The 12,772-nt window shown below is 55.4% G+C and carries 12 protein-coding genes; 6 read left to right on the forward strand and 6 right to left on the reverse strand.

Going from position 1 to position 12,772, the window contains the following annotated elements; all coding sequences use genetic code 11:
* The first annotated feature begins 78 nt into the window (after positions 1-78).
* Entirely contained in the window at positions 79-1,089 is a 1,011-nt protein-coding gene (locus AC6I8D_RS14410; RefSeq protein ID WP_031375864.1) for a bile acid:sodium symporter family protein, read from the forward strand.
* Between the two features lie 27 nt (positions 1,090-1,116).
* Here the strand turns inward: AC6I8D_RS14410 and AC6I8D_RS14415 are convergent, their stop codons facing one another.
* The 3 genes from AC6I8D_RS14415 to zipA all read right to left on the reverse strand — a co-directional run bounded on the left by AC6I8D_RS14415 (position 1,117) and on the right by zipA (position 4,417).
* Complete coding sequence (locus AC6I8D_RS14415) at positions 1,117-1,335, reverse strand: DUF3820 family protein (RefSeq protein ID WP_312758967.1); 219 nt, start codon at positions 1,333-1,335, stop codon at positions 1,117-1,119.
* Between the two features lies 1 nt (position 1,336).
* The gene (gene ligA, locus AC6I8D_RS14420; protein WP_497820379.1) at positions 1,337-3,355 is read right to left on the reverse strand and encodes an NAD-dependent DNA ligase LigA; all 2,019 of its coding nucleotides are present in this window, start codon (positions 3,353-3,355) and stop codon (positions 1,337-1,339) included.
* A 75-nt stretch (positions 3,356-3,430) separates the two neighbouring features.
* Entirely contained in the window at positions 3,431-4,417 is a 987-nt protein-coding gene (gene zipA / locus AC6I8D_RS14425; RefSeq protein ID WP_312054994.1) for a cell division protein ZipA, read from the reverse strand.
* A 218-nt stretch (positions 4,418-4,635) separates the two neighbouring features.
* Here zipA and cysZ point away from each other — a divergent pair, with 218 nt between their 5' ends.
* The 5 genes from cysZ to crr all read left to right on the forward strand — a co-directional run bounded on the left by cysZ (position 4,636) and on the right by crr (position 9,591).
* Positions 4,636-5,403, forward strand: a complete 768-nt coding sequence (gene cysZ / locus AC6I8D_RS14430; RefSeq protein WP_312054996.1) for a sulfate transporter CysZ — start codon at positions 4,636-4,638, stop codon at positions 5,401-5,403.
* Between the two features lie 141 nt (positions 5,404-5,544).
* Positions 5,545-6,516 carry a cysteine synthase A gene (cysK, locus tag AC6I8D_RS14435; protein ID WP_031375859.1) on the forward strand — a complete coding sequence of 324 codons (972 nt, stop codon included), beginning with the start codon at positions 5,545-5,547 and terminating at the stop codon, positions 6,514-6,516.
* A 385-nt stretch (positions 6,517-6,901) separates the two neighbouring features.
* Entirely contained in the window at positions 6,902-7,159 is a 258-nt protein-coding gene (gene ptsH, locus AC6I8D_RS14440; protein WP_003848868.1) for a phosphocarrier protein Hpr, read from the forward strand.
* A 161-nt stretch (positions 7,160-7,320) separates the two neighbouring features.
* Positions 7,321-9,048, forward strand: a complete 1,728-nt coding sequence (gene ptsI, locus AC6I8D_RS14445; RefSeq protein ID WP_312054998.1) for a phosphoenolpyruvate-protein phosphotransferase PtsI — start codon at positions 7,321-7,323, stop codon at positions 9,046-9,048.
* 42 nt (positions 9,049-9,090) lie between these two features.
* On the forward strand, positions 9,091-9,591 hold the full coding sequence (gene crr, locus AC6I8D_RS14450; RefSeq protein WP_069728735.1) for a PTS glucose transporter subunit IIA: 501 nt from the start codon (positions 9,091-9,093) through the stop codon (positions 9,589-9,591).
* 64 nt (positions 9,592-9,655) lie between these two features.
* On the opposite strand, the gene AC6I8D_RS14455 is transcribed toward crr, so the two are convergent.
* The 3 genes from AC6I8D_RS14455 to cysM form a co-directional block, all read right to left on the reverse strand.
* Positions 9,656-11,008 carry an ATP-binding protein gene (locus AC6I8D_RS14455; protein ID WP_497820380.1) on the reverse strand — a complete coding sequence of 451 codons (1,353 nt, stop codon included), beginning with the start codon at positions 11,006-11,008 and terminating at the stop codon, positions 9,656-9,658.
* Positions 11,005-11,685 carry a response regulator transcription factor gene (locus tag AC6I8D_RS14460; RefSeq protein ID WP_312055002.1) on the reverse strand — a complete coding sequence of 227 codons (681 nt, stop codon included), beginning with the start codon at positions 11,683-11,685 and terminating at the stop codon, positions 11,005-11,007. Before AC6I8D_RS14460 ends, AC6I8D_RS14455 begins: the two co-directional genes overlap by 4 nt.
* Positions 11,686-11,855: 170 nt before the next feature.
* On the reverse strand, positions 11,856-12,737 hold the full coding sequence (gene cysM, locus AC6I8D_RS14465; protein WP_312055004.1) for a cysteine synthase CysM: 882 nt from the start codon (positions 12,735-12,737) through the stop codon (positions 11,856-11,858).
* Positions 12,738-12,772: the final 35 nt, after the last annotated feature.

Genomic DNA, 12,772 nt, shown 5'->3' on the forward strand with positions numbered 1-12,772 from the left:
TAATTCAATAAATCAATTTTATTTCTAAACCCGCTTCGCGCACAATCAGGCTATTCAATATTTAACCGGATTTTAACGATGGGATTTTTACGGCTCGATCCGATGATGGTCAAACTCATCATTACCGTGTTGCTGGCGTCTTTCCTGCCTGCAAAAGGCATTTTCGTCGATATCTTTAGCTATCTGACCACTGCCGCCATCGCCCTGCTGTTTTTCATGCACGGTGCCAAGTTATCACGCGAAAAGATCATCGCCGGCAGCAGTCACTGGCAACTGCATCTGTGGATTATGTTCAGTACCTTTGTGCTGTTCCCGCTGCTCGGGCTGCTGCTGGTCTGGTGGCATCCGGTGAATGTCGGCCCTGAAATCTATACCGGCTTTATCTACCTCTGCATTCTGCCGGCGACGGTGCAATCAGCCATCGCCTTCACTTCGATGGCGGGCGGTAACGTTGCAGCAGCGGTCTGTAGCGCTTCAGCATCAAGCCTGTTGGGGGTATTCATCTCCCCGCTGCTGGTTAATCTGGTGATGGATGTACACAGCAATGCGCCATCCGACGGCCTGGAGCAAATCGGTAAGATTATGCTGCAGCTGCTGGTGCCTTTTGTGCTGGGACATCTCTCGCGCCGCTGGATTGGAGCCTGGGTGGAGAAACATCGCAGCCTGATTGGCAAAACCGATCAGACGTCGATTCTGCTGGTGGTCTATTCCGCCTTCAGTGAAGCGGTGATTAACGGCATCTGGCACCGCGTCGGCGTCGATACGCTGTTGTGGATTCTGGCAGGATGCGTACTGCTGCTGACCGCAGTGTTGCTGATCAACCTGCTGGCGTCGCGTCTGTTCCGCTTTAAACGTGCCGATGAAATCGTGGTGCTTTTTTGTGGATCGAAGAAGAGCCTGGCCAACGGCGTGCCGATGGCGAATATCCTGTTCCCGGCCAGCAGCGTGGGGATGATTGTGCTGCCGTTAATGATCTTCCATCAGGTTCAGCTGATGGTCTGTTCCTTTATCGCCGGGCGCTACAAAAAGAGTGGCGAGAAGCTGCAGGCGCAGCAGGTTAAAGCGCCGGTGATGGAGTCACAAAAATAGAAACACTGCCCGCCAGCGCGGGCAGAATTACTTACTGGCCTTAAGCGGTGTGACCAATCCTTCAAGGCCTTCAATTTTGATTGCCAGCGTTAGTTGCATCAGGTCACCCAGCTGGCCTGACGGAAAATCCCCGCTGCGGGCAAACCACAGCAGGTAAGGCTCGGGCAGATCGATCAGCATCCGCCCTTTGTATTTGCCAAAGGGCATCGCAGTATTGGCAATCGCCACCAGCTGATGTTTCTCCATATCAGGCACCCAGCAGACGGATCATTTCCGCTTCATCGATCACCTCAATCCCCAGCTCCTGCGCTTTAGCCAGCTTGGAACCGGCCGCTTCACCGGCAATCAGCAGATCGGTTTTCTTCGAAACGCTGCCGCTTACCTTTGCGCCCAGCGCAGTTAACTGCGCTTTGGCATCATCACGGTTCATCTGCGACAGCGAGCCGGTCAGCACCACCGTTTTACCGGCAAACGGACTGTCGATCTCTTCGGCTCTCACTACCACCACCGCCGGCCAGTGAATGCCTATCTCATCGACCAGCTGGCGGATTACCTCGCGGTTGCTCTCCTCTTCCATGAAGTTACGCACGTGAGACGCCACCACCTTGCCGACATCCGGCACCGCAATCAGCGCCTCCAGATCGGCATCCATCACTTTTTCCAGTTCACCAAAATGGTTAGCCAGATTGGCGGCGGTCGCTTCACCGACTTCGCGAATGCCGAGCGCATAGAGAAAGCGCGCCAGGGTGGTCGATTTCGCCTTTTGCAGCGCATCCACCACGTTTTGCGCCGATTTCGGCCCCATACGATCGAGGCCGGTCAGCACACCGGCGGTCAGGCGGAACAGGTCAGCCGGGGTTTTGACATACTCTTTTTCCACCAGCTGGTCGATAATCTTATCGCCCATGCCGTCCACATCCATCGCCCGGCGCGACACAAAGTGCTTCAGCGCTTCTTTGCGCTGGGCACCACAGATCAGCCCGCCGGTGCAGCGCGTGACCGACTCCCCTTCCACCCGCTCAACGTCCGACCCACAGACCGGACAATGTTGCGGAAACACCACTTCACGGGCGTCATCGGGGCGTTCCGTCGTTACCACATTAACCACCTGCGGAATGACATCGCCTGCGCGGCGAATCACCACCCGATCGCCGATGCGCAAGCCGAGGCGCTCAATTTCATCGGCATTGTGCAGCGTGGCATTGCTGACGATAACGCCGGCCACCTGAACCGGTTCGAGCCGCGCCACCGGCGTAATCGCGCCGGTGCGTCCGACCTGAAACTCGACGTCGCGCACCCAGGTCATCTGCTCCTGAGCCGGGAACTTAAAAGCAATAGCCCAGCGTGGTGCGCGAGCCACGAAGCCGAGCTGCTCCTGCAGCGCCTGCGAATCGACTTTGATTACCACACCGTCGATATCAAAACCGAGCGTGGGGCGCTGCCGCTCAATCTCACGATAAAAAGCCAGCGCCTCTTCTGCGTTGTGCGCCAGACGGATCCGATCGCTGACCGGCAGCCCCCAGGCTTTGAACTGTTGCAGTCGCGCCAGGTGGCTGTGTGGAATATCGCCGCCTTCCAGCAGGCCAAAACCGTAGCAGAAGAAGGTCAGCGGGCGCTTAGCGGTAATGCGCGGATCCAGCTGGCGCAGCGAGCCTGCCGCCGCATTACGCGGGTTGGCAAACACCTTGCCGTCGGTACGCCGTGCTTCTTCATTCAGTTTTTCAAAGCCGCGCTGGGTCATAAACACTTCGCCGCGCACTTCCAGTCGCGCCGGAATGTTGTCGCCCTTCAGCCGCAGCGGAATGGCGCGAATGGTGCGGACATTGGCGGTAATATTCTCGCCGGTAGTACCGTCACCGCGGGTCGCCGCCCGCACCAGCAGGCCGTTTTCGTACAGCAGGCTGACCGCCAGGCCATCCAGTTTCAGTTCGCAGCAGTAGGTGATGTCATCGCTGTTTTTCAGCCGATCCTGCACCCGCTTGTTGAAAGCCATAAAGGTGGCTTCATCAAAAGCGTTATCCAGCGACAGCATCGGGACTTCATGACGCACCTGCTCGAACACCGTCAGCGGCGCAGCACCGACACGCTGAGTAGGCGAGTCCGGAGTGATCAGCTCGGGATGCGCCGCTTCCATCTCACGCAGCTCACGCATCAGACGATCGTATTCGGCATCCGGTACTTCCGGGGCATCCATAACGTGGTAGAGATATTCATGATGACGCAACGTTGTGCGCAGTTCGGTGATTTGATCCTGGACGGATTTCATAAAGCCCCATCAGATAAAAAACCCCCGACAGGCGGGGGTTTGTTTTGACAATTCAGTTAACCGTTAGCGCAGGTCTCAGATGCCGACCACATCGCGAATGCGCGCTTTGTAGGTTTCCAGCTTCTGTGGTGTCATCATGCGGCGCTCATCATCCAGCACCACACCGCCGACATCATCCGCGATACGCTGCGCTGACTGTAACATCAGCTTGAAGTTCTGATTCGCATCCCCATAGGAAGGCACCATCATAAAGATAGAGATGCCAGGCGTGCTGAAATCAGTCATCAGATCAGGATTGAACGAACCCGGTTTAACCATATTGGCCAGGCTAAACAATACCGGACCGCTGCCTGCCGGGCTGAGATGACGGTGGAAAATGTTCATTTCGCCAAACTGGAAGCCAGCCTGCAGAATCCCCTGCAGCAGCGCTTCACCGTTCAGCTCGCCACCGGAGTGCGCGGCCACATGCAGCACCAGCACCGCCTCTTTAGGCTTCTCTGCTGGCGCTTTGGTTTCAGGCGCAGCAACCACCTCAGACTGCGGCTCAGGCTCAGCCTGATACTGCGGTTCCGGCTGTACCGACTCCAGCGGATCTAAATCGAGCAGCGGATCGGCCTGCACCGGCGGCGCGACAAAGGTCGGCGCAGGTTGCTGCTGGCGGACCGGCTCAGGACGCGGCTGCGGCTTAGGCTGCGGTGCCGTGTCGAACAGCGGATCGCTTTCAGGTTCAGACTGCGGTGCAGGTCGCGGCGCGGGCTGACGCACAGGCTCAGCGGCCGCAGGCTGACGCGGCGCTTGTGGCTGTGAATCGCGAACTTCATCGAAACGCGGTTCCTGATGAGTCGGACGCTCAGGGCGTACACGTACCTCACCGACGCCGTCGTCCTCGTCGTCAATCAGGTCCTGCTCATCATGTTCATCACGTTGTTTAAGACGTTTGTGCGGGCGATCGCGGAACACTGACGAGCGCTCTTTTCGGCTGGTCCACAGCCCGTGAAGAAGGAGCGCTATAATGGCGATCGCGCCAACAACGATTAATATCAGACGCAAATCCTGCATCATTGTATTCTCTGTTGTTCCAATACCTTGCCACCGCGGCAAACTTTATCCTCTAACTGTATTTGCCCTGCTACACAAGTGCAAGTCTGTGCACTATTTTCTGACAAATAAGATAGGCGACCCACGCTTTTTCGCTGTTTTTTTACCCAAACGGCAGCTGGTCAGCAGAAAAAGCCAGGTTATAGTGGGCGCGGCTTAACATCTTCAGGAGAATTGGCTTTATGGCCCGTGAGAAATCGGTCTCAAATTTTAACGGTGTACACTATTTCAGCCAGGGCTGGAAACTGGTGCGTTTACCGGGCATCCGGCGTTTTGTGGTGATGCCACTGCTGATTAACATCGTAATGCTGGGCGGCGCGTTTATCTGGCTATTTTACCGGCTGGGCGACTGGATCCCACGCCTGCTGGCTCATATCCCGGACTGGCTGCAGTGGCTGAGCTATCTGCTGTGGCCGCTGTCGGTGATTGCAATTGTGCTGGTGTTTAGCTACTTCTTCTCCACGCTGGCGAACTGGATTGCCGCGCCCTTCTGCGGACTGCTGGCCGAGCAGCTCGAAGGTCGTCTTACCGGTAAGCCGTTGCCCGACAGCGGTTGGGCTGGATTGATTAAGGATGTGCCGCGCATCATGAAGCGTGAGCTGCAAAAGCTGGGGTACTACCTGCCGCGCGCCATCGGGCTGCTGCTGCTCTACTTTATTCCCGGCTTCGGCCAGACCGTGGCGCCGGTGCTGTGGTTCCTGTTCAGCGCCTGGATGCTGTCGGTGCAATATTGTGACTATCCGTTTGATAACCATAAAGTCCCTTTTCAGCAGATGCGCAACGCCCTGCGACAGCACAAAACCGCTAACATGCAGTTTGGCGCACTGATTAGTCTGTTCACCATGATTCCGATTCTGAACCTCGCCATCATGCCGGTTGCTGTTTGCGGTGCCACGGCAATGTGGGTCGATCGCTATCGACAGAACCTGGCGCATCCCGGTTTGCGTTAGACCTCTCAGCCGGCCTTATGCTCTTTTTAACGCGGCTTATTGCCGGCTGACATATAGATATGCGATTTCTTTCCTTCCGCACCCAGGCAGAACAGGTATGCTCAGAGGGTTCCCAATAATTCATACAGTTAAGGGCAGGCTATGAGTAAGATCTATGAAGACAACTCTTTGACAATTGGTCATACGCCACTGGTTCGACTGAACCGTATCGGTAACGGCCGCATCCTTGCGAAAGTTGAATCCCGTAATCCGAGCTTCAGCGTGAAATGCCGTATCGGTGCCAATATGATTTGGGACGCAGAGAAACGCGGCATTCTGAAACCGGGCGTTGAACTGGTTGAACCAACCAGCGGTAACACCGGTATCGCGCTGGCCTATGTGGCGGCGGCGCGCGGTTACAAACTGACGCTGACCATGCCGGAGACCATGTCGGTTGAGCGTCGTAAGTTGCTGAAAGCGCTGGGCGCACAGCTGGTGCTGACCGAAGGTGCCAAAGGCATGAAAGGCGCGATCGCCAAAGCAGAAGAGATCGTCGCCAGTAACCCGGATAAATATGTGCTGTTACAGCAGTTCAGCAACCCGGCCAACCCGGAAATCCACGAAAAGACTACTGGCCCGGAAATCTGGGAAGATACCGACGGTGAAGTGGACGTGTTTATTGCTGGCGTCGGCACCGGCGGTACGCTGACCGGCGTGAGCCGCTACATCAAGAACACCAAAGGCAAAAAAGATTTGATCTCGGTTGCCGTTGAGCCGACGGACTCACCGGTGATTGCTCAGGCGCTGGCCGGCGATGAGATCAAACCAGGCCCGCATAAAATTCAGGGTATCGGTGCCGGCTTTATTCCAGGCAACCTTGATCTGAATCTGATCGATCGGGTGATTGCCATCAGCAATGAAGAAGCCATCAGCACTGCCCGTCAGCTGATGGAAGAAGAAGGTATCCTGGCCGGTATTTCATCCGGCGCGGCAGTCGCTGCGGCGCTGAAGCTGCAGGAAGATGAAGCTTTCGCCAATAAGAACATTGTGGTGATCCTGCCCTCTTCCGGCGAACGCTACCTCAGTACCGCCCTTTTTGCCGACCTGTTCACCGAAAAAGAGCTGCAGCAGTAACGGCTGATAGTCTGAAAATGCCGAAAAAAGCACCCGATTGGGTGCTTTTTTGTGGTGCAGATCCCACTTTTACCACCCTGCAGATTGATTTCAGTGACGCGGCTCTGGTATTTAGACTGCCAATTATTTCGATGCCTGAAATTAATCCCTCTTTGAAGTGGATCAAGCTGAATCGATTTACGGATTTGGCGAAACGGCGATTAACGGCATAATTACCCGGTGACGTGTAGAATCGTTTTTGACACGCAACGGAATTGAAAAATTCATTCATGCGCGTCGTTAGCCAGCATGATGCTATACCCGCGCACCTACACAGGCTAAAGTGACGGCTCCAGGCTAGACTTTAGATCCAAAACACTCATCCTGATAACGTTGGGGAAATAGAATGTTCCAGCAAGAAGTTACCATTACCGCACCAAACGGTCTGCACACTCGCCCAGCTGCGCAATTCGTTAAAGAAGCCAAAGCTTTCCAGTCAGAAATTACCGTGACCTCTAACGGTAAATCAGCGAGCGCAAAAAGCCTGTTCAAACTGCAGACGCTGGGTTTAACCCAGGGGACTGTCGTGACCCTTTCCGCGGAAGGTGAAGACGAGCAAAAAGCAGTTGAGCATCTGGTCAAACTGATGGCTGAACTGGAATAAGTTCCGCTCAGCTTTCCAGCAAATCGACTCCTCTGCGCCATTGAGTGCAAACATCTTGATCGCGGACAATCTGTCCGCGTTATTGCTTTCGTAAAGTACGTGTCCCGCGACAATGGCACCGCAAAGAGTCCAATCAGCCATCGTGATTAAAAGGTAAGGTTATGATTTCAGGCATTTTAGCATCACCAGGTATCGCTTTCGGCAAAGCACTGCTGCTGAAAGAAGACGAGATCGTCATCAACCGCAAGAAGATTTCGGATGACCAGGTTGAGCAGGAAGTTCAGCGCTTCCTCGACGGCCGCAGCAAGGCGGCAGTACAACTGGAAGCGATTCGCATCAAAGCGGGTGAAACCCTCGGTGAAGAGAAAGCCGCCATCTTCGAAGGCCACATCATGTTGCTGGAAGATGAAGAGCTGGAGCAGGAAATCATCGACCTGATCAAAAAAGATCACGCCTCTGCTGACGCCGCTGCCTACTCTGTTATCGATGGCCAGGCGAAAGCGCTGGAAGAGTTAGATGACGAATACCTGAAAGAGCGTGCGGCTGACGTGCGTGACATCGGTAAGCGTCTGCTGCAGAACATTTTAGGTCTGCATATCGTTGACCTGAGCGCAATTCAGGACGAATCCATTCTGGTGGCCAAAGATTTAACGCCGTCAGAAACCGCACAGCTGAACCTGAAAAAGGTGCTGGGCTTTATTACTGATTTAGGCGGGCGCACCTCGCACACCTCAATCATGGCGCGTTCCCTTGAGATCCCGGCGATTGTCGGAACCGGTAACGTCACCGCCACCATCAAAAACGGCGATTTCCTGATTCTGGATGGCGTTAATAACACCATTTACGTCAATCCTTCTGAAGCAATTCAGGAAGAGCTGAAAGCCGTACAGACCCAGTATCTGTCTGAAAAACATGAATTAGCCAAACTGAAAGATCTGCCGGCGGTGACGCTGGACGGCCATCAGGTAGAAGTGTGCGCTAACATCGGTACCGTGCGTGATATCGCTGGCGCTGAGCGCAACGGCGCAGAAGGTGTTGGCCTCTACCGTACTGAATTCCTGTTCATGGACCGTGATTCGCTGCCAAGCGAAGAAGAGCAGTTCCAGGCCTATAAAGCCGTCGCTGAAGCGATGGGTTCACAGGCGGTGATCGTGCGTACCATGGACATTGGCGGCGACAAAGATCTGCCGTACATGAACCTGCCGAAAGAAGAGAACCCGTTCCTCGGCTGGCGCGCGATTCGTATCGCCATGGACCGCAAAGAAATTTTGCATGCCCAGCTGCGTGCCATCCTGCGCGCGTCATCATTCGGCAAACTGCGCATCATGTTCCCGATGATTATTTCGGTTGAAGAAGTGCGCAGCCTGAAAGCGGAACTGGAGCTGTTGAAAGCCCAGCTGCGCGAAGAAGGTAAAGCGTTTGATGAGAGCATTGAAGTCGGCATCATGGTGGAAACCCCGGCGTCTGCCGTCATCGCGCACCATCTGGCGAAGGAAGTCGACTTCTTCAGTATTGGGACCAACGACCTGACGCAGTATACTCTGGCGGTCGATCGTGGTAATGATTTGATCTCGCACCTGTACAACCCAATGACGCCGTCAGTGCTGAATTTAATCAAGCAAGTCATTGATGCATCTCACGCTGAAGGCAAATGGACCGGCATGTGTGGTGAGCTGGCAGGTGATGAACGTGCTACACTACTGTTACTGGGAATGGGGCTGGACGAGTTCAGCATGAGTGCCATTTCTATCCCTGGCATCAAGAAAATCATTCGTAATACTAATTTCGAAGATGCGAAGGCATTGGCGGAGCAGGCACTGGCTCAACCGACAGCGGATGATTTGATGAATCTGGTTAACAAATTCATCAAAGAAAAAACGCTCTGCTAATCTGCGAGATGCTGGCCCCAAATTACTGCTTAGGAGAAGATCATGGGTTTGTTTTCTAAACTTTTTGGCGAAAAAACAGATAGCGCTGGGACAATTGACATCGTAGCGCCTCTGTCAGGCGAAATCGTGAACATTGAAGACGTACCAGATGTGGTGTTTGCAGAGAAAATCGTGGGCGACGGTATTGCGATCAAACCAAGCGGCAACAAAATGGTCGCGCCGGTTGATGGCACTATCGGCAAGATTTTTGAAACCAACCACGCTTTTTCAATCGAGTCTGATAACGGCATTGAGCTGTTTGTCCACTTCGGCATCGATACGGTTGAACTGAAAGGTGAAGGCTTCAAACGCATCGCTGAAGAAGGCCAGAAGGTCAAAAAAGGCGACGTGGTCATCGAGTTCGACTTACCGCTGCTGGAAGAGAAAGCAAAATCAACCCTGACACCGGTTGTCATCTCCAACATGGATGAAATCAAGGAATTGATTAAGCTGTCTGGCCAGGTCACCGTTGGCGAAACGCCGGTGATTCGCATCAAAAAGTAAGCGTCAGTGATTAAACATAACGGCACCTTCGGGTGCCGTTACTGTTTCTGACTCTCGTCCAGGCTCAGGGCTGCTGCCAGCGCGGTAAACGCAGCGTCAGTTCCAGGCCGCCGTCAGGTCGATTAATCGCTTTGACCTCGCCATGATGCGCCAGCACTACTTTGCGCACAATAGCTAACCCAAGGCCATAACCTTTGCCCATCAGCGGTGAATTGACCCGCACAAACGGGTCAAAAATGCTGGATAACTTCTCTTCATCAACACCCGGCCCCTGATCCCGTACCCGTATCGCCAGCCACTGCTGTTCCGCGCTTAAGCGTACTTCAATCTGCTGACCGGGCAGCGAAAAGCGCAGCGCATTGCGCAGCACGTTTTCGACGCCACGCCGTATCAGTTCCGCATTACCGCGCACCGTATAGTCGGCCTGGTTATCTACCAGAAATTCAACCCTGACGTCTGGGATCTGCGCTTCATAGCGGACATCGGTGACCACCGCATCGACTAACCCGGTCAGGTCAAAATATTGCTCATCCGGAATGCTTTCATGTTCAGCACGCGACAGGGTGAGCAGCTCGCCGATCATCTTATCCAGCCGGCGCGCCTCTTCATCAATCCGATCGAGCGAACTGCCGACGCTTTCCGGCGTCTGACGCGCCAGCCCGGTGGCCAGCTGCAGCCGCGCCAGCGGGGAGCGCAGCTCGTGAGAGATATCATGCAGCAGCTCTTCTCGCGCCCGCACCAGCGTCTCCAGCCGTTCAACCATCGCATCAAAGGCTTCCGCCACGTTGGAAATCTCATCGTGGCGTTTACGCATCATCGGGAACAGCCGTACGCTCAAATCGCCCCCGGCGACCCGGGAAAAGCCTTCGCGTAACTGACGCATCGGTCGCGTCAGGTTCCAGGCCAGCAGCAGGCTGAACAGCAGCCCTACCGAGCCGGCAAACACGAACATCGGCTCGGGAATATTCAGGAATTTACGCGGCATCATGTTCATGCTGCTGTCTTCCCGCATGCCTTTAATGTTGTAGCGCAGCTCATACTCTTTGTTGTCTGCACCACGTACCCAGCGCACGATCTGGTCGGGTATCCGGCCTTCAGACGGCGGATTTAGCCGCTCGGGCAGGCTGGGTTGCCCGGCTGGCCGCGTATGCTGTATCACGGTAAAAAACTGGCGATCGTTAGGCTCCCAGCCTGCCATCATATCCTCCAGCGCCGCGGGACCACCCCGCTCCAGCACCGAAACCGCAGAGGCCATTTGCAGATCGACGGTACGCCGGATAGCGACGTTTTCAGGCGGCTCATGGCGTTTACCGGAGAGCGAAAAACCCAGCCAGATTAACTGGCTCATGATGACGAACACGACCCAGAAGCCGATCAGAATCTTCCAGAACATCCGTCCACGGTAACTCTGCTTCATCGAATACGGTAACCAATGCTGCGCACGGTTTCGATATTTACGCTGTCGGCGGTTAAGGCGCTTAACTTCTGGCGGATATTACTGATATGAACATCGACGCTGCGGTCATAGGCTTCACGGGGACGACCGAGCCCCTTCTCCGACAGCTCATCTTTCGATACCACCCGATCCGGCGCGCGCAGCAACAGATCCAGCAGATTAAATTCCGAGGCGGTCAGGTCAAAGGCTTTGCCCTGCCATTCGGTGATGCGGGTAGCGGGATTAAGCGTCAGCTCACGCCAGCGCAGCGGTTCTTTCGCGTCCGGTTGCGGCGCCTGCTCTTCAAACCGACGCAGCACCGCCCGCAGTCGGGCAACCAGTTCACGCGGATAGCAGGGTTTCGGCATGTAATCATCCGCGCCCATCTCCAGGCCGATCACCCGATCAATATTGTCGCCTTTCGCGGTCAGCATGATCACCGGCAGGCGGCTGTTCTGCCGCACCTGACGCAGCACATCAATACCGCTCATATCGGGCAGCATGATATCCAGAATCATTGCGGTGTATTGACCGGACAGCGCCCCCTGAACCCCGGCGCTGCCGGTTAACACCAGCTGCGCATCGAACCCTTCAGCGATCAGGTACTGGCTTAACATGGTGCCTAATTCAACATCATCATCAACAAGCAGGATTTTCATTTTTATCTCTCGTACAAAATTGCCGCTATTTTGTCCTGAGCCGGAGCAGGGCGCAGCCTGATTTACGCGATCCTTACAGATTTAGCACTGCCGACGGCATAAGGCCACGCAAAAAAAAAGCCTGCGGGCAGCGAAGACGCGCGCGCAGGCCGGTTCAGGCAGAGATAACGTTACTGATAGAGGCCGGTCGAAAGATAACGATCGCCGCGATCGCAGGCGATCGCCACCACCACGCTGCCGGGATGGGCCGCGGCGATCCGCAAGGCGCCCGCCACCGCGCCGCCGGAGCTGACGCCGCAGAAAATTCCTTCACGTCGCGCCAGCGCGCGCATCGTCTCTTCCGCTTCCTGTTGTGACATATCAATCACGTCATCAACCAGATTGGGCCGGTAAATGCCCGGCAGATAGGCCAGCGGCCAGCGGCGGATCCCCGGAATACTGCTGCCCTCGCTGGGCTGTAAACCAATCACCTGCACCCCGGTATTGTGCTCTTTCAGGTAACGTCCGACGCCGGTAATGGTGCCGGTGGTGCCCATGCTGGAGACAAAATGGGTCATCCGCTGGTTTGACTGCTGCCATAACTCGGGGCCGGTGGTCTGATAATGGCCCAGCGGGTTATCCGGATTATTGAACTGGTCGAGCACCCGGCCTTCACCGCGCGCCGCCATCGCCTGCGCCAGGTCGCGCGCGCCCTCCATCCCCTGCTCGCGCGACACCAGCACCAGTTCCGCGCCGTATGCGCGCATCGCATCCTGCCGCTCCTGACTCATGTTATCCGGCATCAGCAGGCGCATCCGGTAGCCTTTCAGCGCGGCGATCATCGCCAGCGCAATGCCGGTGTTGCCACTGGTGGCTTCAATCAGCTGATCGCCGGGAGTAATTTCACCGCGCAGCTCCGCCTGATTGATCATCGACCAGGCCGCGCGATCCTTGACCGATCCCGCCGGATTATTGCCTTCCAGCTTGAGCCACACCTCACTGCCGTTGGCGGGCGTCAGGCGCTGCAGCTTAATCAGCGGGGTATTGCCGATGGTATCTTCGAGAGTCGTCACGGTGTCGTTCCTGGCGTAAGGCAAAAGAAAAATGG

Source organism: Pantoea sp. X-Soil-MYKO-1785 (assembly GCF_059730675.1).

What these genes read in the sequence shown, in the direction of transcription:
- crr (WP_069728735.1), top strand. Translation starts at nt 9,091, where the DNA reads ATGGGTTTGTTTTCTAAACTTTTTGGCGAAAAAACAGATAGCGCTGGG.
- AC6I8D_RS14415 (WP_312758967.1), bottom strand. Translation starts at nt 1,335, where the DNA reads ATGGAGAAACATCAGCTGGTGGCGATTGCCAATACTGCGATGCCCTTT.
- ptsI (WP_312054998.1), top strand. Translation starts at nt 7,321, where the DNA reads ATGATTTCAGGCATTTTAGCATCACCAGGTATCGCTTTCGGCAAAGCA.
- AC6I8D_RS14410 (WP_031375864.1), top strand. Translation starts at nt 79, where the DNA reads ATGGGATTTTTACGGCTCGATCCGATGATGGTCAAACTCATCATTACC.
- AC6I8D_RS14460 (WP_312055002.1), bottom strand. Translation starts at nt 11,685, where the DNA reads ATGAAAATCCTGCTTGTTGATGATGATGTTGAATTAGGCACCATGTTA.
- cysK (WP_031375859.1), top strand. Translation starts at nt 5,545, where the DNA reads ATGAGTAAGATCTATGAAGACAACTCTTTGACAATTGGTCATACGCCA.
- ptsH (WP_003848868.1), top strand. Translation starts at nt 6,902, where the DNA reads ATGTTCCAGCAAGAAGTTACCATTACCGCACCAAACGGTCTGCACACT.
- cysZ (WP_312054996.1), top strand. Translation starts at nt 4,636, where the DNA reads ATGGCCCGTGAGAAATCGGTCTCAAATTTTAACGGTGTACACTATTTC.
- ligA (WP_497820379.1), bottom strand. Translation starts at nt 3,355, where the DNA reads ATGAAATCCGTCCAGGATCAAATCACCGAACTGCGCACAACGTTGCGT.
- AC6I8D_RS14455 (WP_497820380.1), bottom strand. Translation starts at nt 11,008, where the DNA reads ATGAAGCAGAGTTACCGTGGACGGATGTTCTGGAAGATTCTGATCGGC.
- zipA (WP_312054994.1), bottom strand. Translation starts at nt 4,417, where the DNA reads ATGATGCAGGATTTGCGTCTGATATTAATCGTTGTTGGCGCGATCGCC.